The sequence below is a fragment of the Gimesia panareensis genome (assembly GCF_007748155.1).
GTDB classification, from domain to species: domain Bacteria; phylum Planctomycetota; class Planctomycetia; order Planctomycetales; family Planctomycetaceae; genus Gimesia; species Gimesia panareensis.
Genome location: NZ_CP037421.1, coordinates 1,114,527 through 1,140,499, shown reverse-complemented (window position 1 = coordinate 1,140,499; position 25,973 = coordinate 1,114,527). Strand labels below are relative to the sequence as shown.

The window sequence follows — 25,973 nt, the reverse complement described above, 5'->3', positions numbered from 1 at the left end:
CAGCGAGCAGGAAGTCGCAGCTCACTCGTGCGCATGCTTCTGACAAAATTCCGATTGAGAAATAGAATTCAAATTAGAGCCCGTCAGTCTACTTCTTGCTTTCCTGCAGCGCCCCTGCAATATACTCCGCCACCTGTTTCCCCAGCAGGTCATAGCCTTTGCCGTTGAAGTGCACGTCTTTCGGATTCTGCACTTCCGCCAGGTGCGGCGTGATGAAGGTAAACAGATCGTCGATCTCCACACCATTCCGCTTCATCACTTTGGCGGCGATCGCATTCTTTTCTTCCAGCTTCGCCTTCATTTCCGGTCCCTCTTTCCAGTCAGCCGGGATCGGCGTACTGCTGGCCCAGACCACTTTTGCACCGGTCTTTTTCAGGCGTTTCACAATCTCTTCCAGACGTTGCTCATAGTCGTCTGCCTTGGTCCGGCGATCGTGAATACCAAAGTTGAAATGGATCAGATCCCAGTTACCGTCACCCAGCCAGACATCGAGTTTCTTCAGCCCCGTCGCCGTCGGCCCACAGTTCGCCGGAGCACGATGCACGTTCACTTTCCCTTTTAAGGCGTTCCGGGCCGCCTGTGTATAACCCCGCGAAACCGAATCCCCAATCAGCAGCACGCGGGGCAGTTTGGGATCATCGGCCACGTAATCCCAGGCGGTCTTCTGACCGGCCACTTTCTGTTTCTTATAGATGGGGAGATAAAAACCGCCCAGGTTTTCTTCGAGCACGGTTTCCCACGCCTGCTGTTTCGCGGGGAGCGTCGCTTTCCAGGCCGCGAACTTTTTGTTGATCTCCGCTTCCTGCTGCGCCTTCTTGGCCGCCGCCTCGGCTGCATTGGTCGGTTCGGTTTTCTTGTCATTCGCCTGCAGCGAGGCTACGATGAAACTCAAACAACACAGAATCAACAGTGTGGAACGCAGACAACGGATTGATTTCAACATCGATATTCTTCCCGGTAACTGAAAACGAACGGTTTTGGACTTCGTCTTCAGGATACCGCAGGCGCGAGCCGGAAACAATCTCGCCTCAACCACCCGAGTCGCGTTCAGGCTGTTTTTATCATTCACATTTAGATACCAGGGATCTCCCATGTCTGACTCATTCCGCTCGCAACTCAAACAGGGGAAACTGCTGATTGCCCCCATGGTCACCTTTTCCTGCCCGGAAGCCGCCGAGATCCTGGCAGACGTCGGCTATGACTGGCTCTTCCTCGACGCCGAACACAGCACCTTTGCCCCCTCTGATCTGCAAGCCATCGTCGGCCGGGTGAGTCACAAGATCCCCAGCCTGGTCCGGCTGCCCGCCCCGGAAGAGGTTCCCATCAAGAAAGCCCTCGATCTGGGCGCCGCCGGTATCATCGCCCCGCAGGTGAATTCCGTGGAACAGGCCGAACAGATCGTCTCCTGGTCCCGCTACTCGCCTGATGGAACCCGCGGGGTCGGCCTGGGTCGCGCCCATGGATACGGCTTCACCTTCGACGACTACCTGGCCAAAGCGAATGCAGAGACCACCGTCGTCGTTCAGGCCGAGCATATCGACGCGGTCAACGCCATCGAACAGATCGTCGCCGTCCCCGGCGTCGACGCGGTGCTGATCGGCCCGTACGATCTCTCCGCCAGCATGAAACGCATCGGCGAGATCGATCATCCCGAGGTGACCGGCGCCATCGACCATGTCACCGAAGTCTGTCAGAAAAACAATATGCCCCTGGGCATCTTCGGCGTCACCGTGGACGCAGTCAAACCGTACATCGACAAAGGCTTCACCCTGATCACCGTCGGCGTCGACACCGTCATGCTGGGCCACGCCGCCCGCAAAATGCTGGGACAGGTCAAGGGATAAGGGGTACTTATCCTGACATCTGGCTCCAGAAACCGCAGGGAAGTTGCGTCTTCCCCGCCCCCCCGATTGACCTATCTCCAATGTGCGTTGTTTCATAAGATTCGGCGAGAGGCAGTTCACCTGTTCGGTCTGAAATGGAGTTCCCGATGCATCGCACGTTCCCCCTGGCTCTGTCAGCTTTATCCCTTCTGCTGACTGCCTGTTCTGACAAGTCGGATTCAACCACGCCGGTTCAAAACAGCGCCAGAACATCTGCAGGCTCGCAGGCTGAAGCCGTTAAGGCGTCTGAGCAGATCATCCCCGCAGAACAGAGCCTCTCGGCACACAGTCGCGCGCTGTTTGAGTGGTTTGATACACTGGATGTACCGAACCTCGATGATCGAAAATATCTGCGGATCTATCTGGGGACCTATCGGTCAACGTGGGACGTCAAAGAAAAGCCCCATTATGCTTATGCCTTTTTGCTGGATTCCACTGATACAGAAAAGCTGGTTTTCACGTTCGGCATGAGCACTGAGTCCTTCACCAGAGATGAGTACAACATGCTCTCAGGAGAACCATATCGCTATCAAGAGTTTGACCTTCGCGTTGATGTAATCGAACGGCTGGAGGAACTCCGGGCACTCAACAGACAGGAAGTTCATCACAAACTTGAAGCCGACCGAACAGATGAGCCGGTAGCCCTGTTTATTCTTGCGCGCGGCTGTTTCGGCAACGGATTCAAACAACAGGCGGAAGACCTGATCAGCTACCTGGCAGAGCTTCCCGACCTGAGAACGGGTAAACCAGTGGGACTGGTCGGGATCAAAAATTTACTTTCCGAGGATATGGCATCTTCTGACCTGGCAGCTACCTTACAGGCCTTCAGCGAACCGACAATGAGTCGCGAACGGCTGCGCCAGCGTTTTCTGGAGATCACAACACGTTATCCACAAAGTACCAGCGCGATTCAAGCCAGAGAATCTGCTGCCATCTTAACCCGGATGATTGTAGAAGATAATGCACATGCCCAGGCAACAATCAAACCGCTGGCGCAAATGACACCTCGGGAACAGGTGGCTGAACTGATCTACCAGTTGCGGGATCAGAAGGCAGAAAACGGGATTCGCGTAGGCCCGTGGAATGGCGGCATCTACTCCTTCAATCAAGTTTTGTATAAAGGGAGCCCAGCCACTCAACTGGTCAATCTGGGGGACGTCGCACTGGAACAGTTGATCGATGCCGTCGACGACGACAGTTTCACACGGTGTGGGAGCTCCCATCGTGTCTTTCGCGTCGGTGAATGCTGCCAGAAAATCATCGATCGTATCCAGCCGACAGGCAGGATGTTTGATGTTGCTGGTAATCCTCAGCGTGCCAAAGCAGCCATGAAAGTCTGGTACCTGGGAAACTGACCTGGAATTCACGTTTCCCTCTGTGGTTCCAGAAACCGCAGGTGATGGGCGGCGTGGGTTGTGTAAACGGTTTCCAGTGTTTCGCGATCCAGGCGGCCGAAGCCGGGGTGCCAGTGGTAGCGTCCCTCGTGGGCTTGGAAACGGGCGACGCTCTGGGCATAATTTTCCGCCTCCGCGGCGTCTTCCAGGTTCTCCGCCGGGACGAAAATCGGGGTCGTCGGAATTCCCTGGGGAGAATCTCCCTTGAGCAGACGGGGCAGAAAAAGCCGTCGCATCACCGGCCAGAGAGGAGCGAAGAGCAGCATCCACTTCGGATAACCATCAAGCGCGGGATCCTGCACCAGTGATAAATGGCGGCAGATCTGGGCCAGATTCCACTTGCCCCGCTGCGTGTAGCCAGTCTGCAACAGCGACTCCACTTCCGCGACCGCGTCTTCCAGCCGTTCGAATTTCAGCTCCCGCAAATCTTCAATCATCGATTTAATTCCCGTGGTCGCTTCCCCGGTCCCTTCTCATGGACCAGCACACCCTCTCCATTTCGTTACAACTCAGCCTGACTTCAGGCAGGCCCTGTATAAACTTTTCTGTCATTTTATGAAACGGGCATACCGGGATTTCTTGCTTTTTTTACCTGAGAGAGGCCAAAGTATCCATTTCCGCAGATGGATCGGTCGGGGATTGAAGCGATTTCTAATCCGAAGCGAAAAAATCCAGAGATCCGCGATCTGACTGCCGGTATAATTCAAGAATAATGGAAGCGCGTTCTTCAGCTTCAGACAGTCTGCCCCCCTGGACTCCAGAAGGAACACTTGATTGACAAACGCATTTTTACCTCGGTTCTTTCTCAATGTCGGACTGCTCATCTCAGGTCTGCCCGTCCCCGGTGCTGCACAGGAAATTGTCCCTGGCTCAGATGTTTCCTCTCTGCCAGGGGGTGCAGACCAAAATTCTGTTGCTGTCGCAACAGACGAACCTCTCAGAGCTCCTGTTCCTGCTGATGCGGATGATACCCCGAAATCATCCCTGGTCGAAGAGCCGAAACCGGAATTGAAGCGGCCCTCCAGTCCGGGAGAAGCAACGGAGGTGCAGATCCTGATTTATGTGATCGACATCGATGAAATCAATTCAGCCGACCAGAGTTTCGCAGCCAGTATCTATTATGAAGCCCGCTGGAAAAATCATCTGCTCCAACACCCGGGTCCCGGACCGCTGCACGTTGATCTGAGCGATATCTGGAACCCGCGTCTGACCATTGTCGGCCAGCAGAACGCCTGGAAGTCGTATCCTGAATCAGCCGAAATCCTGCCAGATGGGACCGTCATCCATCGGCAGAAAGTCTGGGGGCATTTCTCACAGCCCCTGAACCTGCGCGACTTTCCCTTCGACCAGCAGGAGTTGTCTATCCAACTCGTGGCCCCCGGACTGTCTGAGAAACAGGTGGTCATGGTTCCGCTGGTCGGTGACCTGGGCAGGACATCCAACCTGGCGAAACATTTTTCATTGCCCGACTTTGACATCCTCTCGTTCCAGGCAAAGGCTGCTTCCTATTATCCGGATCAGAGCCCCGTCGGTGTCGCCGGTTTTGAAATGAAAATCAAGGTGGCCCGGCAGCCCGACTATTACATCATGAAGGTCATTCTGCCGTTATGCCTGATCGTAATCATGTCCTGGCTTCCCCGCTGGCTGAACCCCGAGCAATCGGGCACCAACATCGGTATCTCGACTTCGGCTTTCCTGACACTGGTCGCTTACCTGTTTGCCATTACAGTGCTGCTGCCGCGCATTTCTTACATCACGCGCATCGATCGCTTCATCATGCTGTCGACCCTCACCGTGTTTTCAGGATTGATCCAGACGGTGATAAACACCTACCTGCTCAAAGGAGAAAGCATTCAGAATAAACGCCTGGTGGCCCAGATGGACTTCTGGTCGCGGCCCCTGTATCCCCTGATTCTGGTAGCGGTGATCCTCATCTCATTTGTATTTTAGCCACTGGAGACGGTACAACATGTCGAATGACGTTCATCGTCTGCCCCGCTGTCTTCCTCCTGCAAAACGGGACTCCAACTAAGCCATCATGATTACCACCCGCGATGCCACCCCGGATGATCTGCCCGCGATCGTCGAGATCTACAACCAGTCGATCCCCGCCGGTACCGCGACTGCGGACACGAAGCCGATTACCGTTGAAAGTCGGCGCCAGTGGTTTGCCCAGTTCTCACCGGAGAAACGCCCGATCTGGGTCGCCGAAGACGAAACTGGTCAGATCGTAGGCTGCATCTACGTGACTTCGTTTTATGCGGGCCGACCGGCGTATGATAAGACGGCCGAAGTCAGTCTCTACCTGTCGAATTCGCATCAGAAACAGGGACTGGGCACGTTCCTGCTGCAGAAGATGATTGATGCCTGTCCGGCACTCGGCATCACCACGCTGATCGGCATGCACTTCGATCACAACGAAGGCACGAAACATCTGAATGAGAAATTCGGCTTCGAGGTCTGCGGGCATCTGCCCGAAATCGCTGAGGTCCAAGGCCAGAAACGGGGCCTCTTGATTTCGCTACTGCGAATCCCGGAACCTGAGGCAGACTAGATCACACAGCGTCACTCTTTATCGGCTGGCGGTTTTTCTGCCTCGGTCTGCTTTTCCTCAGCTGTGTCACTGGACCTGGTCTGGGGAGACTCCTCAGCTTTGGCATCAGCTTCGGCAGGCTCCACTTCGTCAACGACAGCGGGAACGAGCGGATACGCCCTGAATTCATCGGGCGTCAGTTCCAGCACACGCCCCGCGGCCGTCATTGCGAAACCGCCGTTTTGGGTGATATCTTTCGTGTACGCAAGCAGATACTTGTCGTTCTCCTGTCCGGAATCGGTCAGCACTGCATTCCAGATCACAACCACGGTACCCTCTTTGATCATTTTCTCGAGGCTGTCCGGCAGAGTCACAACCGTTACGGGATCGGGGGGGACGATCCCGTCTGCTTTGGGGGGCGGGGGAGGATTGGCAATGAAGTCCTGCAGGTCTTCCAGGCTGGCAGGCGAACGTTCCTGTTTTCGATGAAATTCATGATAGGCCAAACCCAGTTGCTGCATCTCGCCTTTGAATGAATGCGCTTCGGGAGCGGGTTTGAAAATGTTGCCGGAATAAATGCTGACCACTACCACAATCAGAAAGGCAAACACCAGCCCCCTGACAATCAGCGGGGAACGGTAGGGCGGGTACTGCTGATCTGTCTCCGGCGTGGAGGGAGGGATTTGTGATTCGGCGTGGTCGTTTGAGTCCATCGTGATCTCCGTGGCTCATCTTCAGAAGTCGGCCGCCACCTGAACGCGATCAGCTGCGGTTTCAAATAGGAACGGAAAAATCAATGTACCTTGAAAAATGACCGAATACAAGAACGGTTCCGCGGTACCTGCCGATGAGGTCACGATTTCTTCGCGTTTGTATTCTGCCAGAGCTTCCAGTAGGTTTGCAGTCGTCTGGCAAACGCCTTCGGCTTTTCTGCATAGATCCGGTCACCCAGGGCCAGCGCCGCGGACTGCCATTCTTCGCGCTGGCGAGCGATGAGCGTTAAGAGCTGATCGATATCGCTGGCCGCACCGAAGCGCTCCGGTTCACTGGTCAACTGACAGGTCATCACCGCCAGATCGTGATCGTCGCCCAGGTAATCGTTTAACTGATCGAGCACCGACAGTTGCGCGGAGAGAATCGGCTCCCAGACATCTTTCAACAGTCGCATGTGATACAGATAATACTTGCTGCGCTTGCGGCACTCGTGGAACAGTTCGTCGCTCGGTTGCTCGTGCAGTGTCGCCAGCGCTTCTGCGCCGCGTCGATAGTTTTGCTGCAGGCCCTCCCGCAGGATCTTGTCCGGATTACCTTTGATCTTCCAGTTTTCGATCTGCTTCTGCGCGGTCTGCAGTTCCTCACACAGCGTTTGCAGTTCCTGTTCGAGGTCGATCCACTCTTCCACAAGTTGCTGTTTGCGGGCCTGAAAGCACTTTTCGAAGGCGGCAAACAGGTCCACATAGGCGGGATCGTCGAAACGGGCCTTCAGTTTACCCAGCGATTCCAGCATCGATTCCGCATCGCGCACACGAGAGAGCCGCCTCCCTGCATCGCGGTACCAGACATTGATCTGGCTGTACTGGTCCCCCAACCCCGGTCGGACGATGCGAATCAGCCCCCGCAGTTTCTTGAACCGTTTGCGGACCTCATGAATCGCCTCGTGCCGGTCCGACTCCGAATTCTGTAATTCCTCGATCGCTTTATGTACCTGATGTCCGGCGATCCGCCGCACGCCGTCCGCCAGTGACTCATCCTGCTGAAACAGATAACTCATCGTGAATCCTGAAACAGAAAAAATAATGCCCACAGTGAATCAGAACAAATTCAAATGACGACATCTGACTCAGTCTACCATACCAGAAGCATCCCGGGTTGTTAAACAGTCCGGCACTTCAAATCTCTCAGTCTGTCTCACTGACGGGCTCTGACGGCACGGTTTCTACCCAATGCATGACCACCACGATCAGCACTCCGGAGATCATGAATCCGCTGATCACCGGAATTACGGTGCCGTTATAACTGTGACCAATCAGAATCCCGCAGGGGACTGAGATCAAAGTCGACAGCGCCCCCATCACCGCCGCCCCGATACCGGCAATATGTCCCAGCGGCTCCATCGCCATCGCATTCAGATTCCCATACATGATTCCAAAGCAGAACAGAATAATCATCATGTACCCCATCATCGTCCACAGGGGAGGCTGACCGCCGGTACTCAGCACGTACAGAAAGAACAACAGCGAGATGACCGTCGAAAACCGTTTAGACCACCGCGACAGGTTCTGCATGCCAAACCGCATCACCAGGCGTCCGTTCACAAACGAGGCACTGCCGATACAGAGTGCCAGAATCGCGAAGTACAACGGAAACATCGTTCCCAGCTGGTACTGCTTCTGGAAGATCTGCTGCGCCGAGCTCAAATAACCCAGGAAGGCACTGGAGATCAGCCCCAGTGAAATCGTGTATCCCAGCGAAACCCGGTGCGAACAGACTTCGATCACAGCCGCCTTGATGCGCGCCAGAGAGAAAGGAATCCGGCGTTCCACGCTGAGCGTCTCGGGCAGGCGGAGCGCAAACCAGGCAAGCGTCAGCAGTCCGCAGCCCAGCAGAGTAGCAAAAATGGCCCGCCAGTGGGCGATCAGCAGAATCCCCTGCCCCAGTGTCGGTGCAATGGCGGGCACGAAGATGAAAATCGTCATCACAAACGACATCACGCGGGCCATGGCGGGACCTTCGTACTGATCGCGGACAATTGCCACGATCACGCAGCGGGGCGCTGCCAGTCCCAGCCCCTGGAGAAACCGGCCGCCGAGCATCACATTCAGATCCGTGGCTAACAGCGAGAGCAGGCTGCCCACCAGAAACAGGGTAAACCCCAGGTAGACGGCTGGTTTGCGACCGGTGGTGTCAGACAATGGCCCATAGACGCCCTGCCCGAACGCGAGTCCCAGAAACAGGAAGGAAACGATTAACTGGCTGTCGTTTGCCGCTCTGGCCCCCAGATCCTGACCAATTTCCGTCAAAGCGGGCAGCATCGCATCGATCGACAAAGCCACCAGCGACTGCATCAAAGCCATCATCGCCACAAATTCCGCAAACGGAATCGCGGCTGGTTCTCGTTTCTCACTCAAGGAACGCAATTTTCTATTAGAGAGTCATCCATGTATCAACTGTCATCCGGCGCCCGTTGGTGAATCATAGCGTCCCGGCTCCCGGGTGCAAACCGAGGGCTCTCCAGATGTTCCTCTTGCTGAAAAGTCCGCGAAATTCTATCTTTCGCGTTGTATGAGTTTATTTCCGTATTTCCTCTGAGAGATAAAGACAATGCAAAGTGCAGAAGGTTGGCGTTCCATTTTAGAGAACTGGCCCGCAGCGATTCCCAAACAGGGCATCATCCTGACGAACTACCAGGAATCGATTCCCTTTCAGAATTTCCTGCTCTCCCCGAATGTCGTGCTGCTGGAGCGAGATAAGCCGGACTCCCTGGGCGCCCGTAAAGTCATGCTGTCCTACGAAGCGATCAGTGCGATCAAACTGACCGACACCATGGAACTGGCCCGCTACCAGGTCATGGGCTTCCAACCGGTCCAGTAACAGGAACTCTGCCTGCCCCGATCAGGTGACTGCCATCCAGCGGGAAAGCAGGATCGTGGGCAGCAGCAGTGCGGCGGTGATGATCGCGTAAGTGGGGTTGGTGGTCCAGACAAAGACCATGATCGCGTTGAGCATCACATACGAGATAAGCATCGTCTTGACGGCGATCTGCACGTTCTGGGGCGCCGGGTTCAGAATCGCCTGCACCAGGCGACGGTTAATGGTCAGAATCACTACGCCGGCGGCCGCCAGGACCATCGTTAGATTGATTTCACGCGGCCAGGGATACGTTGCCAACATCCAGACCAGCCCTCCCAGACCGGCGTTGATCACCAGCAGTCCCCCGATCAGATGGCCGCGGTGGCTCTGTTTCGCTTCCATCCGGGCAAACCAGGTGAGCCCCATGATGAACAGCCCCATGGCTGCTGCGATCCGCAACTGCGGTTTGACCCAGAGATTGATCTCCCGCGCCACGGCGCTGGCTCCCAGCATCAGGTTCAGGAAGCGACAGATCCCCATCATCACCGGACCGAGGAACGTCTTTTTCAAAATGACGTCGTAACCCAGAATCGCCCCTACCAGCAGACACGCCACAATCAGGCTCTGTCTACCGACCGTCTGGGCTGCTCCTACGCCGGCCAGCATCAGCATCCCGCCGAGTACTGCGGCACTCTGCGTGGAAATCCGCCCGGAGGGAATCGGCCGCGAAGGACGCTCCTGGGCGTCGACTTTGCGATCGAAGACATCATTGAACACCATGCCCGAGAGATACAGGCCGGCTGAAGCGACCAGCAACAGCCCGAAAGCCAGCGGCGGCTCAAACGAATTATGCGTCAGCAGAAACCCCAGAATGATGTCCGACATCGCTGTGAAAACGGTGGGGAATCGCATCAATTGTAAATACGCAAGACACTTTTTCATGCTGACGTTGTTTTCTATTCCTCGGAAACGGCGTCGGCCCAGGCTTCCAGCTGCTGGTACTGTCGTTCAAATTCCGGAGTGGTGGCCTGCATCGGACTCTTGAAAAACGAGCTCAGGTACGACATCACTCCGCTGCGGTTCCCACGGCGCCACTCACGTTCGGTAAAGCGGACCATGTCCAGCATCAGCGGAGCGGCCAGAATCGAGTCGGTCCCCTGCCAGGTGAACTGCAGGGCCATCTTGGTGTCCAGGAAACCCTGGAAGTGGATGTGATCCCAGGCAGTCTTCCAGTCACCCATCGATTCGATGTATTCGATGGAGACCAGTGTCTGGGGTTTGTAGCCCAGAATTTCCGTCAGCAGATGATCTTTCGAATGCACCTTGTTGGATTTATTGACGGGATCGTCCAGTACCTTACCGTCGAGGTTCCCGAAAATATTATGTCCGACCCAGCTCATGACATTCAGATTACGGTGGGCAAACATGGGGGCCAGCACACTTTTCATCAGGGTTTCGCCAGTCTTCCCGTCCCGCCCGCCGTGCAGCACCTGCTTCTCTTCTGCCAGTTCGATCAGTGCCGGCAGATCGGTGCCTGCGGAAGGAGTGAAGTTAAGATGCGAACAGCCGGCCTCCATCGCTGCAATCGCATACAGCGAACTCGCGGGAACCGGAGACGTCACCCCGCTCTCGAGTGCCTCTTTCAGTTCGGCCAGGCTCAATGACTTCGCGGCTTCATCGACGGGCGGTTCCGTAGAAGCCAGGTTGACGACCACCACGTGAGCCAGATCATGCTTTTCCTGAAATGCTTTGATGTCTGCTGTCAGGCGGGTCAGCGTTTCCTGCAGGGTCTCGGTATCGAACTTGCGGACGGCATCACCTGCCAGGGAGCGAATCGTATCGCCGACGTGAATCAGCGTGCCCGGCTTCACGTTCTCATCGTAGGCTTTGAGATCTTCTTCGACTGCCTTCAACAGTGCCGGGTGAAACACGCCGGAATTTTCGCTGAAATATTGCGCGGCATCGACAAACGAAGTATCGCGGATTTCGTGGCCGCCGATCACGAACTGATCCCAGCCGAGCAGGTTCAGTTTTTCAAAATAAGGATTCTCTGAAACGAGGCCACTGGTGCCCGTCAGCCCTTTCGTCAGTGCCGATAATCCGACAGCGGCTGTCGTAGACACTCCGCCCCATGCCCCGATGATCCAAATCCCGATACGTTGTTGCGTCATTTTGTTGCCTGAAATCTGATAAAAGTTGAATTAGGTGGTAATCGCTGATGATAGTAAGCCGGGTGGGAGCAGGCAAATTGAAACCCGCTCGACTCATCGCCGGACAGATTTCCTGACTGCTGATGCTGGATCACCAATCCTGAGGGAAGTTGATGACAAATATTTGCCTGATAATATATTTAAATTTGCTTAATATTATAGATGGCTGGCGCCAGTTCACAATCCAGGAAATGCGAAGCGAACCAACATTTTTATCCGATCTGTATCTGATTCAGCTGGTTTGGAGAGTCTGATCGATCCAGTCCATCAGAGCCTGTTTGAACTCGTCAATGGTGGACAGGACTGCCGCTTTGGTTTCAGTCAACTGACCGGCGTCAGCGACCTCTGCCTGGGCAAAGTAATAGAATTTAATTTTCGGTTCGGTACCGGACGGACGGACACCCAGTTGGACTGTCAGAGGCGAGTCTTCCGACCGCGCTTCAAACATCAGAACATTTCCTTTGGGTTTAGAAAAGGTCTCGGCCGTGGTATTTTCGGGTAATGAGCGAATTTCGAGATCCTGGTAATCCTGCACTGAGGTGAACGTCAGCTGGCCCATTTTCTGTGGAGGAGTGCCACGAAAGGCTTTCATCAGCTGCTTGATCTGCACATTCCCCTGTGAACCTTTACAGGTCTTGGAGACCTGGCCTTCCAGATGATAGCCATGTTCGACATAGAGTTCGTCCAGGCGATTGAGCAACGTTTTCCCCTCGGTTTTCAGCTCCGCAGCCAGTTCGCACGCCCAGAGTGCAGCCACCGCTGCGTCTTTGTCCCGGCAGTATTTCCCCGCCAGATATCCGAGTGATTCTTCCGTTCCAAATACAAATTTATCCGGCCCTTCGGCATCCATCGTCTCGGCGATGTATTTGAAGCCGACCAGCAGATTATTGATGATCCGCACGTTGGCTTTCCGCGTGATCGCAGCAATCAGCGGCGTGGTCACGATGGTCTCTACGACAAAATGCTCAGGCGTCAGGCTGCTGTTCTCGATCCGTTTTTTCAAAACGTAATCGGCCAGCAGAGCTCCGATCTGGTTTCCGGTCAGATGCACAAATTCGCCTGCATCATTTTTGACACATACGCCCATGCGGTCGGCGTCGGGATCACTGGCCAGGATGATTTCCGCCCCGGTCTGCAGCGCCTGTTCGATCGCCGGCTGATAGACTTCGTCCCGCTCCGGGTTCGGCAGCTGATCGGGAACATTCGGAAAGTTACCGTTCTGTTCACATTGAGGTGTGAATCGTTCCACACCCCGGAATTCCACATGCTGCAGGACCTGAAACACGGAGGTTTCTCCCACACCGTGCAGCGGGGTAAACAGTCCCTTCAGTTCCCGATGACTGGAGTGACTTTGTTCGGCTACTGACTTGCGATATTCGCCGGCCACCTCTTCATCGATCAGCTGGATCTTTCCCTCTTGAACTGCGGTATCAAAATCAACCAGCGGAATGTCAGTCGCCTGGTAGACTTCGTCGATAATTCCCTGATCGTGGGGAGGCAGGACCTGACCGCCGGTGGACCAGTAGGCCTTGAAACCATTGTCCGACGGGGGATTGTGTGAAGCGGTGATCATTGCTCCGACGTCACAGCCCAGGTGCCGCACGGCAAATGAAAGTTCCGGCGTCGAACGGGCCGTCTCGAAAAAATAAACGGTCAGTCCGTGTCCGGCGAGCACGCTGGCTGCGATCCGGGCAAACTCGGGAGAGTTGATTCGTGAATCGTGGGCAATCGCCGCCTTACCGGTTTCCTGCCCTGAGAATTTTTTATAATAGGCTGCCAGCCCATGCGCCGACTCGGCAATCGTGCGTTCGTTGATCGTGGCTGATCCCAGCTCACTCATCAGTCCCCGGCGTCCGCCGGTTCCAAACGGGATGACTTCCCAGAAGTAGGTATCCAGCTTGTCGAACGCTTTGTCTTCGATCAACTGAAACAGTGCCGGTTGATAGCTGGCGTACTGAGGTTCAGTAACCCAGCGTTTCATATTTTCAAATGCGGATTCGGAAAGTTGTTTCTCCGTGACAGCGTTCCGGGCCAGGTCGAGTGCCTGCTCGGAATTGATAGCGGGGGACGGCTGGTTCATCCTGTTCTCGTTTTCGTTATTGAGACCGCGGAAACTGGTTTCTATGTGTGTAAATTCTTATATATCAGTCGCTTCTGCTTCAGAACCGAACCGGCTCCCTGACCGTACAACACGATGTGGGATCGTGAGAGTGGGTTCTGATTACGAGTTAGATTGTAGAGGGAAAAACGCTGTGAGCCAACCCTCACGCCCCTTCCGATTCTCCGGTACCTCCCATGACCTCCAGCAGAATTGACTCCCCCCGATTGGAAAACGCTACTTTGTAATGATACAGAATCGAATTCAATTATTCCGATCGGAACGAATGTAGGAATCAGAGGGGAACCTGCTCCTGGCTCATCCACTGAATTTTTGCCCATAGCAGCAGAATTCTTTTCGTTAAGACTTTGCCAGATTTTGGTTTCCCATCGATCAAGTCCTTGATTCCCCATCACCACAGTGGCAGAATAGGTGAGTTAAACGTTATACAGATTTACTGGATATACCAATCTTGATTTCAGAATCAGCAGACAACGGGAGCCCGACTCTCCGTTTCAATACCTGATTCCTGCGATTCCGCTCCAATGTCCTGATCCATGATGAACCCGCTTGATAATCGAAATTAAGGTAGCATTATGAAGTTTGTTGAAGGTCACACTGTTGGCATCGATTTGGGAACGACCTATTCGGCCATCGCCCAGCTTGACAATGATGGAAATCCCATCTCCCTGAAAAACACGGATGGCCGATCGATCACACCTTCCGTGGTCCTGCTGGGAGAAGAGGGACGCGTCGTCGTCGGTCCCTCCTTCGAACGGACGGCCATCGAAGATGACCCCTCCCGCATCATCGAAGCAGTCAAACGTCACATGGGCGACGACCACTTCTACGTCGTCTATCAGGAAAAGAAGCTGACCGCGGAATTCCTCTCGGCGTTGATCCTGAAGAAAATGAAACAGGATGCGGAAAAAGACATTGGCCCCATCGGCAACGCCGTGATTACCGTGCCCTACTACTTCAACGATGTTCGCCGTAAAGCCACACAGGACGCAGGCCGGATTGCCGGGCTGAATGTGATCGACATCATCAACGAACCGACGGCAGCCACGCTGGCTTATGCCTGGAAGCGAAATGAGCTGGGTAATCCCGACGCCATGCCTGACGGCGAACGCACCATTCTGGTTTATGACCTCGGGGGTGGTACGTTCGACGTCACGATCGTTCGCTATTCGCCCACGCAGTTCCGCGTACTGGCGACCGACGGTGACGTGATGCTCGGTGGTCTGGACTGGAGTCAGCGGATCGTGGACCACGTGGCAGAACAGTTCAAGAAAAAGTTCGGCAGCGATCCTCGCGAAGATCCCGTCACCATGCGAACCTGCGTGCAGGAGTGTGAAGACGCCAAGCGGGAATTGAGCCAGAAAGCCCAGGCCCCGGTTTCCATTTACCACAAAGGCAACACGCTGACGGTCGCCCTGACACGTGGCGATTTTGAGCGTATGACCGCTGACCTCCTGCAGCGCACGCGTGACACCACCGAGTTGGTCATGCAGCAGGCGGGCGTTGAAAAGGGTGAACTGGACGACGTCGTGCTGGTCGGTGGTTCGACCTTGATGCCTGTGGTCGAAGAGATGCTGAAGACGGTCTGCGGTCGTGAGCCTTCCCGCAGCATGAACCCGGAAGAGGCCGTTGCCCAGGGTGCCGCGATCCACGCTGCGATCCTGGAAGCCCGGGCTACTGGTGGTGACAGCCGCATGGCACAGGCGGTTAACAAGCGTCTGCGCAACGTTAGTACGGCTGATGTGAACTCGCACTCTCTGGGTGTGAAGATCACCGACCCCAACGACCGCACGCGGAAAATCAACCATATCATGATCAAACGCAATACAGAGATTCCTGCCAGTGTCAGTCAGAAATTCGTCACCACGTCTGACAACCAGCAGCGGATTCACGTCATCATCCTGGAAGGGGAAGCCGGTGATCCGGATGCCTGCACCACCATCGGTGATTTCCGCATTCTGAACCTGCCTGCCAATCTGCCCAAGGGATCCCCGGTTGAAGTCACCTATCGCTACGATGCCAATGGTCGAATTCACGCGTCTGCCCGCGAGCTGACCGGGAATAACGAATCGGCAACTGAAATTGTCCGCGATTCCGGTCTGGACAATGAAGGTGTTGACCGCTTCGAACTTCTGGCCAAGGACTACCTGGTCGAATAATCGCTGAGCAGCGGGTCCTCCCCGGCCCGCTGCAAACCGCTTTCATGAGCGTCGCTGATGTCTTTCAATTCGTTATTTATCAACACAGAGCAAGGAGTTCTCTCAGGTGGCAATTGACGTCTATAAGGAATGGCTGGGAATCCCGGAAGGAGAACGACCTCCACACCATTACGACTTACTGCGTCTGGTCAAGTTTGAAGATGACGAAGAAAAAATCCGGGCGCACTATAAAAAGCTGAATAATCACGTTCGAAAATACGCTGCCGGAAAATACTCCAACGAATCACAGGAACTGCTCAACGAGCTGGCCAAAGCCATGCTCTGCCTGACCGACCCGGAGCGGAAGCGCGAATACGACGAAAGCCTGGGACGCGAGTTCGACGAAGACGAGCAGACCGGCCCCCAGTCGGTCGAACAGGTACTCGTCGAACAGGGACACATCACAAAAGAGCAGGCTGCTGAGCTTAAAGAATTTGCAGATCAGCGCGGCCTGACCATGCGGGATGCCGCGGTCCAGATGCGACTGGTAAACGGGGCCATTGCCACACAGGCCATGGCCCGTTCCCAGGGAATGCCTTACATCGATCTGGCTGAAACCGAACCGGACAGCAGCATTCTCCTCGAATTGCCGGAGCACGTCGCCAAACGCAATACTATTCTACCCCTGTTCATCGATGATGACATGCTGCTTGTTGCCTGTGCAGATCAGCCCACCCACGAACTGGAAGATGACCTGCGGATGCGGTACCAGGTCCCCTCACGCTGGGTACTGGCAATGCCCCGCTCGATCAATGAAGGCATCAAAAAATACTACGCTGTCGCTGAAGAAAGCGAAGTGGAAGAAGAAGTCGCAGCAGAAGAGACCACTTCCAAAAAATCCGCCAAGGCCGCCAAGCCAGAGAAGAAAAAACCGGAAAAGAAGAAACCGGCACGGGGTGAAAGCCAGCTCTCACCTGAGCAGCTGAAAGAGAAGAAACAGCTCTCAATCATCTTCAGTGGCTGGGCTTTCATCGCCGCCATTCTGATCGACCAGTTTGTACTGAAAAACTATGTCTTTTCGCAGACCTGGCCGTGGCCGTATGTGCTCTCTACCCTCTCCGTACCTGCTATCACGTTCTACTGGATGTCGGGAATGTGGAAGAAATAACCAAGGCCACCCTGGTCCGTCAATCTTCTTCCTCTTCAGATTCACCAGGTGGCTGAGGCTTGAGTTCCGCAACCAGATGCCCGAGCCTGCGGACTTCAATTACTTCCAGTTGATACCCCTGCCAGTCACAGACATCGCCTACTTCCGGAATGCGTTCCAGTTTTTCGTGGAACATGCCGGCTACGGTCAGCAGGCCATCATCGGCAATTTCGTATTCCAGCTGCAGTTTGCGGCAGAGATAGCGAAGGGTCGTAATGCCCTCCACGTGATACACGCCCGGCTCGACCTCGCGAACTGGATCACGACGTAAAATCCGCTTGGCCCGGCTCGGTTCGGGGGACAGGATGGTATCGATGATATCATCGAACGACACAATCCCGATCGTTTCTCCGTATTCATCGACCACAGAAGCGAAGTTGCAGTCTTCAGCCTGAAAACGGAAATACACGTCCGCCAGATTCGAACACCAGGGCACATGAATCACTCGCTTTGACTTCTGGTTCAGCGAAGAGGCCGAAAAGGAAGACAGCTCGGACAGTGAGATAATTCGATCAATTTCTTCCGAGTCCTGATCCTTTTTCCGCAGAATGATGTAATCGGTATTGGGAGTAATTCGGGTCAGGTCCTCGAGTTGCAGGGGCATGTTGAACGTGAGATACGTGCCCCGCGGACGCATGGCTTCTTCGACCAGAATTTCCGAAAGGTCCAGGATGTTATGCAGGATCTGCCGCTCGTGGCGAATGACCTCTTCGCTGGAGCCGGAGGCATCGACGGCCCGTTCCAGGTCCTCGGAATGCAGGTACGACTCCTTCTGGATATGGGGCCAGAAGGTCCGCCGCATCAGCCGACTGATATTCTGCAGCAACGGAATCACCGGATCCAGAAGACGGATGGAAAACGCCAGCGGCCAGCTCACCAGAAGAGCGATCTTTCTGCGGAATACAATCGACAGGCTTTTGGGAAGCACTTCGCCAAACAGGATGATGGCCAGCAGACTGCCGACCGTAAAAAAACCGGCGGCTGCTGTCTGCCCCTGATCCGCCAGCTGTTTCGCAATTACCCCCGCGACGGCAAAGTAGGACAGGTTAATCAACAGATTCCAGAACAGGACCGCCGTTAACAGTCGGTCGGCGTCCGCAGCCAGCGCTGCCACAACCTGTTCGCTGGCCTTGCCTTTGCTGAACTGTCGCAGTTCAGCCCGTGAGAGATAGAAGATGGCAGTCTCACTGCCGGAAAAAAAACCGGAGGCACAGATCAGAGCCAGTAATGCCAGGGCTCCAGGAAACCAGATTGCAATTGTATCGATTAATGCGATCATCGTGAAACGGGGACGGCCGCGCTATCCTTTATCGTAGGTGGTCTTACCCAGGGCAACATCGAACTCAGATACTGCCGGGATATACATGGAGAGGACGGGCAGTCCATAGGCAAACAGAATCGTCACCAGCACACCCAACGTGCCTCCCAGTAAAAACGAGGTAATGGCATAAAAGGTTAAAAAGGGGAGTAACCAGGCGGAAATCGCCAGGGCCCGTGACGGGTTGCGATGCGTCAAAGCCGAATGCAGGGCCGCACTTCCCACGACAATGAACACCAGGAAGCTCTGCAGCTGCAGGGCAAACGATGAACGGGCCTGTACCAGCAGGATCATGAAGATCCCAATCCCGATAAACAGGAAGAACATCGTACCCAGGCTCCCGCCGATGGCAGAGCGGCTGTTATCGTATGTCAGCCCCATATGCAGGCCGAGCACAATCGAGAAAATCATCAGAGCCAGAAAGCCGATCAAGGCACACAGGAAACCTTCTGTAGAAAAGGCGCCCTGGGACACCAGGTAACACAGAATCAGTACCGGAACCAGGATCAGTTCCTTGCTGTTGTAGAAAATGCCGCCCAGTTTACCGAGTACGAATTCTTTCGCGGAAATGTCGGTCACCAGCAGCAACTCCAGCGTTTTACTGTCCTTTTCCGATGTAATCGAAGTCACCGCCTGCGTATTGGCCAGCACCAGGCTCAGCCAGGCGATCCCGGCAAACGCCAGTCCCTGGGGTGGAATCACCCCCAGATACAACACGCCTTCGACGGCTGCTTCTGAACTGGTCGCCGACCAGAGCAGAAAACCTGCCAGCAGAAAATAGGCCAGTTTGATCACAAATACCTTGCGACCATAGGCCTTGGTCATGATCTCACGCCAGATCACCGGGTTCGCCCAGATCGAACGTGACTTTTCCTTGACAATTACTGCCTCTTTTTCGGTCTCATTCTCAGCCTTGGGGGTCGCTTTATAAACCGACCGGGACGGATTCCAGACCCGTAGCCGGAAGACGGTAAAGACTCGAAGTGCCACACCCAGTACGGTCAGACTGATCAGAGAAGGCCAGGCACTGACCGAAATTGGTTCCAGCCCGGTATTCAATGAAAGCGGGTTCAGAATTTCATACAACGCCCGGAACGGGTCCAGCCCGGCAATCCAGGGCCTGAGGGCTGACGAGGGTCCTAAAAGACCGACCAGCAGTTCCACCACCCCCAGAAAGACGACCATCCCCAGCACGCTGATCGCCAGCGTCTGGAATGTTTTCTCGCGCCAGAATGCCACCAGCGCCGCCCAGCTACCTGTCGCAAAGACCGTGATCAGGCAGATCAGCTCCATCCAGAGAATCTGCGCGAGTTCCACTCCTCCGAGCAGATGCAAGAAGATACAGACGGGAACCGATGCGGCCAGCAGAACATAGACAATCAACAGGCTGGACTGCGTCTTTCCGCTCACCAGCTCCCGGTCTTTCAGTTCGGTCATCAGCAGCAGAATCAGCGTGCCCCGGTCTTTTTCCTGGGCAATGCTTCCCGCAGAAAACAGGAGCGTAAAGAACATCACCAGCAGCAGTTGCAGAAAGGAGATCATCTGAAAAATCAGATTTCCCAGCCGGGCAAATTCACCAATCGTCGTGGTCTGAATCTGCTGCGTCCCCAGGATAGTCTGGCCGGCGGTAAAAATCAGAATGAATACCGCTGCCACGTAACCGGAACGAATCAGGTAATGCCGAATCTGTCGGGGTGACGTCAGTGCTTCCCGAATGAAAATTGGATTGTTAAACAATGCTCTCTGGCCTCTTTATCCGATAGGTGACTGCAGTCAGTCAGAGACGCCCTTCTCCCCTCGACCGGTATACTTTAATGATATTAGATCGTTCGCTGGATGGCAAATTCGGTCAGTTCCTCGAGAATGCTCCGGGCGGGTGAAGCAGCACAAATCTTGAGTGACTCCCGGGCCTGGCGGGCAAAATCCCTGGCCCGATTAGCCGCGTATTCGATGGCATCACTGTTTTTGATGAACTGCGACAACCGCGACTTCGTCTGTGGGTCAGGCTGCGAGAGGATCTCCTGAATGGACGCCTGGTCGGCAGGACTGCTCTGGTCCAGCAGGCGAATCAGGGGCAGCGTCAGTTTTTCTTTCTGCAGATCCGATCCCAGCGATTTCCCCATCTGCTCCTCGTCTCCCAGCAGATCCAGTAAATCATCGGTAATCTGGAACGCCACTCCCAGGGATCGACCATAGTCTTCCAGCGCGGTCACCACGGACTCATCGGCCCCGGCGTACAGAGCCCCCAGTTGCGTGCTGATGGCACACAGTTCCGCGGTTTTGCCGTTAATGATCTGCAGGTACTGTTCTTCGGATAATGCCAGGTTGCCCCGTTCGTAAATCTGGGCCAGCTCCCCTTCGCAGACCAGGTTGGTCGCCCGACCGATCAGGCGACAGGCACGGGCATCGCCCAGGCTGGCACTCAGGTGGAAAGCATGTGTGAACAGAAAATCGCCTACCAGGACGCTGGTTTCATTGTTCCAGCGGGAATTGACCGTCGCCACATGTCGGCGGATCAGGGCGTCGTCCAGCACATCGTCGTGGACCAGTGTCGCCAGATGAATCATCTCAACCACGGAGGCCAGTACATAATGGCTCTCTTTGATCCCGCCCGTCGCTGCAGCGGAGAGCAACAGCAGGATCGGCCGCAGCCGCTTTCCCTGAAAACGGGTGATATGCTGTAACACGTCATGCACGTAGGGATGCTTCGAGCTGACTTCGCTCAAAAAGACCTGCTCTGCCTGCTCCAGCTCACCGCCAATTAACTCTTCGACACGTGCCAGCAGGTCATGTGTCGTAAGATGGTCCCCCATTACAGCCTCACCACAATATCGATTCGATTTCCAGTTTACGTCTGGCGGTCAGATACTCATCAAATACGGAACATATGACCCGCGCGAGCCGATCATAATCCGCAGCCATTGTAAGCATTCTCCCGGCAGATAGGAATGCAAACAGGGGCCTCTGTTGGATTTCGGGGGTGAAATCAGACTTTCCGGTCTGCTGGCAACAGGAGACCGGCCCCTCGACCGCTGAACTCGACAGAATCTGCATAAAACCCGTGAATCTCAGGTTTCAGCGCGGATAAAGTGACCGCTTTTGCCCCCTGATTTTTCCACCAGCCGGGTTGGTCCCAGTGTCATCGCTCGATCAACGGCTTTACACATATCGTAAATCGTCAAACCGGCAATGCTGACCGCGGTCAGGGCTTCCATTTCCACCCCCGTTTTGCCGTCAATATTGACTGTCGATACAATGCGGATCGTGGTCTCGTTCTGAACTTCAAAATCCAGACGCACGCTGTTAATGCTCAGAGGATGGCAGAGTGGAATGAGATCAGCCGTTTTTTTTGTTGCCATGATGCCCGCAATCCGGGCGATTTCCAGCACATCTCCTTTGGAAACCTGGCGATCCAGGATCAGCTTCTGCGTTGCCGGCTCCATCGTGACAAAGGACTCCGCCACCGCAACCCGCGCAGTGACCTCTTTGCCCCCCACATCGACCATGCGACTGGCACCCTCGTCATCAAAATGGGTCAGTTCAGACATCGCGACCTCGCTGTCTCGAAGAAAAGCGGCGGTTTCCTCAAAGGGAACTATTTTCGCAGCCGCCGGTCAGGCTGCCTCGGATGCCCCGTCCTCGCCGGAACCGGACTGTTTGAAGTGACCATCTTCACTGATGTCATCAAACCGGACGGACATGCGCTTTGAAACACCCGACTGTTCCATTGTAACGCCATACAGAACGTTTCCGACAGTCATCGACCGTTTATTATGAGTGATCATAATGAACTGGGTTGTTTCCTTGAAATCATCGATCAGCCCTGCGTAACGTTCCACGTTCGCTTCATCCAGTGCGGCATCGACCTCGTCCAGAATACAGAACGGACTCGGCCGGCTGCGGAAGATCGACATCAGCAAGGCTACCGCAGTCAGCGTTTTTTCACCACCACTGAGCAGCGTCAAACCACGCAGTTCTTTCCCAGGTGGCCGGGCCACGATTTCGATCCCGCACTCCAGCACGTCATCCGGATCTTCCAGGATGATATCGGCTTCACCGCCACCAAACAGTTTGCGGAAGATTTCCTGAAAATGACCGCGAATGACTTCAAAGGTATCGAAGAACAACCGCTTGCTCTCGTGATTGATCCGGCGGATGATCTCTTCCAGTGATGATTTGGCCTCGTTCAGGTCGTCCAACTGCGACTTCATATACTCAAAGCGGCATTCCAGCTCGTCCAGATCTTTCAGGCTGTCGGAGTTGATACTGCCCATCATTTTAATTTTCCGACGCAGACGATTCACCTGGGCTTCAATTTCGGGACGGATTTCGAGGTACAGCTCGACGTTGAAACCAGGTTCGGACGTCGCATCTTCCTCATTGACCAGTTCAATCTCGACCGGCTCTTCTGGTTCAGCTTCCAGAGCGACCTCTTCCAGCTCAGTCTGCTCGTCGATCGCCTCCGTCTCCAGATCGGTTTCTTCGACCCCGTCTGTGGCGGCGGACAGTTCCTGTTCTGCCTCTGCCAGTTCTTCCAGATGCTGTTTGAGAATCGATTCGCCAGAAGAGACGATCTCTTCCAGCGTCAGCTGATACTCTTCTTCGATCCGCTCGGCCAGCGTTTTAATTTCGTGCTCGATGTCGCGTGTCTTGAATTCCTCTTCGTGCTTCTTGTCACTCAGCTCGCGACGTTCCTTGCGCAGAGCCGCCTCTTCGGAACTCAATTGTTTCTTGTACTGTCGTTTCTCATCCCGCAAGCTGGTCAGGCTGCGGGCCTGTTCCAGAAACGTTTCCTGAATCAGCAACTGTTCATCCAGCACCGCGCGCGTATTCAGAATATGCAGATTAATCTGGGAATTCTTCTCCAGCGAAGATTCATACCGCCGGTTCGATTCTTCCTGCTGCTGCTGACGCTGTTCCGTTTCCGTCTTCAGACGGCTGAACCGCTGCTCCAGACCGGCCAGGCGTTCTTCATGAGTCGCCAGTTCCAGTTTGCGCGCGTTCTGCTGCTCTTTCAGTTCCTGAACCTCGCACTGTTTATCCAGCAGCTGTTTATCGTCCTCCTGAATCAACTGATTCAGCCGCTCCAGTTCCGCTTCCACCTGCTGCTTCTCGACCAGTACCGCTTCCGCCTCTTCTGTTAATTTCCGGGAATGGGCTTCCAGATCGTGCAGGTCGCTCAGGACTGTCGACAGTTCTTCACTCAACTGTTCGCGTTTCTGTTCCGCAGAAACCTTAGATGCTTTTTCCGTCGCCAGCGCTTCGGACGCCTGCTGCATCTGCTCCTGGCAGGCAACGCGCTCCTCGTCTACCGTTGAAAGCAGGTCGTCCAGCTTCTCCAGCGCGACTTCATTATCATTCAGCGTACGATCGATGCGAATCAGATCATTTTTCAGTTTGCGCAATTCGCTGCGACGCGTGAAGATGGCCGACTCCCCTCCGATCGCTCCGACAAAGATCGACAGATTTTCCTCGACCAGTTCGCCCTGCAGTGTCACGAACCGGCACTGTTTGCCTTCTTCGCGCGACAGACGGACTGCCGTCTCCAGGGAATCGACAATCCAGGTATCGGTCAGCAACAGCTCGGCAAGCCGGCGATTCTCGGGAGTCTCTTTTACCAGTTGATCGGCGCGATAGATCACTCCGCGTTCTCCACTGAGATCCAGATATCCTTCGGTGGAATTCGACTCTGCCGTGGGAGCGGAGAAGGTTTCCGGAACTGCAGCATCACCTGAAAGCGTAAAACCACTGACCGCTTCCGGCTGTTCGACCTGCGCGGTGGGATGCGTAATAAACCCGACGCGACCGGAAATCGAATATTTGCCTTCCTTCAGGAACTGGTACAGTGGTTCAAATTCGCTGATCACCAGCAGTTGAGACCGGCTACCCAGGGCGACTTCGAGCAGGGCTGCCTGTTCCAGTTCGACATCCAGCAAATCTGCCACACTTCCCAGAATCGTATTCCAGGGAGGATAATTGGAAGTCTGAGCGCGGTTCAGAATGTCTTTGACCCCGATACTCAACCCTTCCTGACGACGTTCCAGATCTTCCAGTACGCTCTTGCGGGCCTGGTATGCACTGCGACGTTCCCGCAGTTCGGAAAGCTGTTGAGTTCTCTGATCCTGCTGACTCAACAGGTCCTGCTGTTTTTCATCGACAGCAGAGAGAGACTGGGCAAACTCAGCGACCTTGTCGCCTGCGGTGCGAAAGCGCTCCGTACATTCTGCCACAACCGCATCTGCTTCTTCGACCCGGGCCTCCAGCTGCAGACGTTTTTCGTTGGCCTTGGCCATCGAATTGCTGACCGTTTCCTGCTGGGTCTGCATTGAAAACACGCGGTTGTCCAGTGCCAGTGACTGCTTATTGAGATCGTGCACCTGCTGCCGCTTCTGCTGGATCTCTTCGCTGATCGCATCGAGTTCCGCAGTGACCGTGGTGATCCGCTCCTGGGCTTCCTGCAGTTTTTCCCGCTGCAGTTCAAAGCCGGCCTCGGAGCTTTCTTTTTCTTTCGTGACCGCTTCCAGATCGCGCTGGATTTCCGTTGTCCGCTTGGCCATCAGAATCCGCTGCTTGCGAAGCCTGAGGATCTCGGATTCAAATTCAGATTTTCGCTCCAGCTGATGTTCGATCGCGGTCTGATTCCCGGCGATGCCTTCACGGTGGGATGCCAGCTGTTTTTCTACACTTCGCAGCTGGTCGTCGAACTCAGCCACCTCTGAGTCGATGGCACCGAGCTTTTCCTCGTATTCCTGGTACGCAATATTCAGCTCATCGATCCGCTTCTGGTACTGACCGATCTGCCCCTGCAATGTCGACAGCTGCGCAGTCAGATGTCGCCAGTCATCCGCGGCCATCCCCATCCAGAGTTTGCGCAGCTCGGTGGAGGCTTCCCGGTATTTCGCAGCCTTGGACGCCTGGCTGCGGGTCGAATTCAGCTGAGCTTCAACTTCATCCACGATGTCGGTCAGGCGCAGAATGTTCTGCCCGACCCGTTCCAGTTTACGCTCGGCATCCACCTTCCGGGACTTATAGCGGCTGATCCCTGCTGCTTCTTCGAAGACGACGCGGCGGGTCGCGGCATTGGCCTGCAGAATCTGATCGACGCGGCCCTGTTCGATAATACTGTAAGCCGAGGTGGCTGCTCCGGTCCCCATGAACAGGTCGCGGATGTCTTTCAGCCGCACCGGGTTCCGGTTGAGCAGATATTCCGAATCGCCGTTCTTCCAAAGTCGGCGACCAATGTGGACTTCCTCGGCGTCGATGTCCAGAAATCGATCTTTATTTTTGAACGTCAACGTGGCTTCGGCATAGGCATTCGCCTTACGACCTTTCGATCCGTTGAAGATCACATCGGTCATATCCTTACCGCGGAGACTCTTGGGGCTCTGGTCCCCCAGCACCCACTTGATACCGTCCACGACGTTACTCTTACCACTTCCGTTGGGCCCGACAACGCAAGTAATGCCTTCCGAAAATTCAAAGATGGTCCGATCGGCAAAACTCTTAAAGCCGAACAGTTCCAATGATTTCAGCATCACTTAACCTTAAACGGAAAAACAAACAACGGGTCTCTAAATGGGGAGGGAGTCAATATTTCCCTG

The 25,973-nt window shown here is 54.8% G+C and carries 20 protein-coding genes; 7 read left to right on the top strand and 13 right to left on the bottom strand.

The features are described 5' to 3' along the window. Positions 1 to 88: 88 nt before the first annotated feature. A complete protein-coding gene (locus Enr10x_RS04365; protein ID WP_145448264.1) occupies positions 89 to 943 on the bottom strand; it encodes an SGNH/GDSL hydrolase family protein in 855 nt (284 codons plus the stop codon). Between the two features lie 148 nt (positions 944 to 1,091). Between Enr10x_RS04365 and Enr10x_RS04360 the strand changes: the two genes are divergently transcribed. Beyond that, complete coding sequence (locus tag Enr10x_RS04360; protein ID WP_145448263.1) at positions 1,092 to 1,844, top strand: HpcH/HpaI aldolase family protein; 753 nt, start codon at positions 1,092 to 1,094, stop codon at positions 1,842 to 1,844. A 146-nt stretch (positions 1,845 to 1,990) separates the two neighbouring features. Next, positions 1,991 to 3,238, top strand: a complete 1,248-nt coding sequence (locus Enr10x_RS04355) for a hypothetical protein (RefSeq protein WP_145448262.1) — start codon at positions 1,991 to 1,993, stop codon at positions 3,236 to 3,238. A gap of 8 nt (positions 3,239 to 3,246) precedes the next feature. Here the strand turns inward: Enr10x_RS04355 and Enr10x_RS04350 are convergent, their stop codons facing one another. After that, entirely contained in the window at positions 3,247 to 3,714 is a 468-nt protein-coding gene (locus Enr10x_RS04350; RefSeq protein ID WP_197997479.1) for a DUF1569 domain-containing protein, read from the bottom strand. 337 nt (positions 3,715 to 4,051) lie between these two features. Here Enr10x_RS04350 and Enr10x_RS04345 point away from each other — a divergent pair, with 337 nt between their 5' ends. After that, positions 4,052 to 5,227 carry a ligand-gated ion channel gene (locus Enr10x_RS04345; RefSeq protein WP_145448261.1) on the top strand — a complete coding sequence of 392 codons (1,176 nt, stop codon included), beginning with the start codon at positions 4,052 to 4,054 and terminating at the stop codon, positions 5,225 to 5,227. An 88-nt stretch (positions 5,228 to 5,315) separates the two neighbouring features. After that, entirely contained in the window at positions 5,316 to 5,831 is a 516-nt protein-coding gene (locus Enr10x_RS04340; RefSeq protein WP_145448260.1) for a GNAT family N-acetyltransferase, read from the top strand. An 11-nt stretch (positions 5,832 to 5,842) separates the two neighbouring features. Here Enr10x_RS04340 and Enr10x_RS04335 read toward each other — a convergent pair whose 3' ends face one another. From Enr10x_RS04335 to Enr10x_RS04325, 3 genes are all read right to left on the bottom strand, one after another. Then, complete coding sequence (locus Enr10x_RS04335) at positions 5,843 to 6,523, bottom strand: hypothetical protein (RefSeq protein ID WP_145448259.1); 681 nt, start codon at positions 6,521 to 6,523, stop codon at positions 5,843 to 5,845. A gap of 140 nt (positions 6,524 to 6,663) precedes the next feature. Then, the gene (locus Enr10x_RS04330; protein ID WP_145448258.1) at positions 6,664 to 7,581 is read right to left on the bottom strand and encodes a CHAD domain-containing protein; all 918 of its coding nucleotides are present in this window, start codon (positions 7,579 to 7,581) and stop codon (positions 6,664 to 6,666) included. Between the two features lie 127 nt (positions 7,582 to 7,708). Continuing rightward, on the bottom strand, positions 7,709 to 8,887 hold the full coding sequence (locus tag Enr10x_RS04325; RefSeq protein ID WP_145452602.1) for a multidrug effflux MFS transporter: 1,179 nt from the start codon (positions 8,885 to 8,887) through the stop codon (positions 7,709 to 7,711). A 244-nt stretch (positions 8,888 to 9,131) separates the two neighbouring features. On the opposite strand from Enr10x_RS04325, the gene Enr10x_RS04320 reads away from it, so the two are divergent. Next, positions 9,132 to 9,401: a hypothetical protein gene (locus Enr10x_RS04320; protein ID WP_145104348.1), complete on the top strand. Its 270-nt coding sequence runs from the start codon at positions 9,132 to 9,134 to the stop codon at positions 9,399 to 9,401. Positions 9,402 to 9,422: 21 nt separating this feature from the next. On the opposite strand, the gene Enr10x_RS04315 is transcribed toward Enr10x_RS04320, so the two are convergent. From Enr10x_RS04315 to Enr10x_RS04305, 3 genes are all read right to left on the bottom strand, one after another. Continuing rightward, complete coding sequence (locus Enr10x_RS04315; protein WP_145104346.1) at positions 9,423 to 10,322, bottom strand: UbiA family prenyltransferase; 900 nt, start codon at positions 10,320 to 10,322, stop codon at positions 9,423 to 9,425. A 14-nt stretch (positions 10,323 to 10,336) separates the two neighbouring features. Further along, positions 10,337 to 11,551, bottom strand: coding sequence for an inositol-3-phosphate synthase (locus tag Enr10x_RS04310; protein ID WP_145448257.1), 1,215 nt, complete (start codon positions 11,549 to 11,551; stop codon positions 10,337 to 10,339). A gap of 271 nt (positions 11,552 to 11,822) precedes the next feature. Then, positions 11,823 to 13,670 carry a phospho-sugar mutase gene (locus Enr10x_RS04305; RefSeq protein WP_145448256.1) on the bottom strand — a complete coding sequence of 616 codons (1,848 nt, stop codon included), beginning with the start codon at positions 13,668 to 13,670 and terminating at the stop codon, positions 11,823 to 11,825. Between the two features lie 614 nt (positions 13,671 to 14,284). Between Enr10x_RS04305 and Enr10x_RS04300 the strand changes: the two genes are divergently transcribed. Next, the gene (locus Enr10x_RS04300; protein WP_145104340.1) at positions 14,285 to 15,868 is read left to right on the top strand and encodes an Hsp70 family protein; all 1,584 of its coding nucleotides are present in this window, start codon (positions 14,285 to 14,287) and stop codon (positions 15,866 to 15,868) included. Between the two features lie 106 nt (positions 15,869 to 15,974). After that, on the top strand, positions 15,975 to 17,015 hold the full coding sequence (locus tag Enr10x_RS04295; protein WP_145104338.1) for a GspE/PulE/PilB domain-containing protein: 1,041 nt from the start codon (positions 15,975 to 15,977) through the stop codon (positions 17,013 to 17,015). A gap of 19 nt (positions 17,016 to 17,034) precedes the next feature. Here the strand turns inward: Enr10x_RS04295 and Enr10x_RS04290 are convergent, their stop codons facing one another. The 5 genes from Enr10x_RS04290 to Enr10x_RS04270 all read right to left on the bottom strand — a co-directional run bounded on the left by Enr10x_RS04290 (position 17,035) and on the right by Enr10x_RS04270 (position 25,907). Continuing rightward, positions 17,035 to 18,333, bottom strand: a complete 1,299-nt coding sequence (locus Enr10x_RS04290) for a CNNM domain-containing protein (RefSeq protein WP_145104336.1) — start codon at positions 18,331 to 18,333, stop codon at positions 17,035 to 17,037. Positions 18,334 to 18,354: 21 nt separating this feature from the next. Then, entirely contained in the window at positions 18,355 to 20,109 is a 1,755-nt protein-coding gene (locus Enr10x_RS04285; protein ID WP_145104334.1) for an ABC transporter permease subunit, read from the bottom strand. A gap of 83 nt (positions 20,110 to 20,192) precedes the next feature. Next, the gene (locus tag Enr10x_RS04280; protein ID WP_145104332.1) at positions 20,193 to 21,185 is read right to left on the bottom strand and encodes a polyprenyl synthetase family protein; all 993 of its coding nucleotides are present in this window, start codon (positions 21,183 to 21,185) and stop codon (positions 20,193 to 20,195) included. Between the two features lie 255 nt (positions 21,186 to 21,440). Then, complete coding sequence (gene moaC, locus Enr10x_RS04275; RefSeq protein WP_145104330.1) at positions 21,441 to 21,920, bottom strand: cyclic pyranopterin monophosphate synthase MoaC; 480 nt, start codon at positions 21,918 to 21,920, stop codon at positions 21,441 to 21,443. Between the two features lie 66 nt (positions 21,921 to 21,986). Further along, positions 21,987 to 25,907, bottom strand: a complete 3,921-nt coding sequence (locus Enr10x_RS04270) for an AAA family ATPase (RefSeq protein WP_145448255.1) — start codon at positions 25,905 to 25,907, stop codon at positions 21,987 to 21,989. Positions 25,908 to 25,973: the final 66 nt, after the last annotated feature.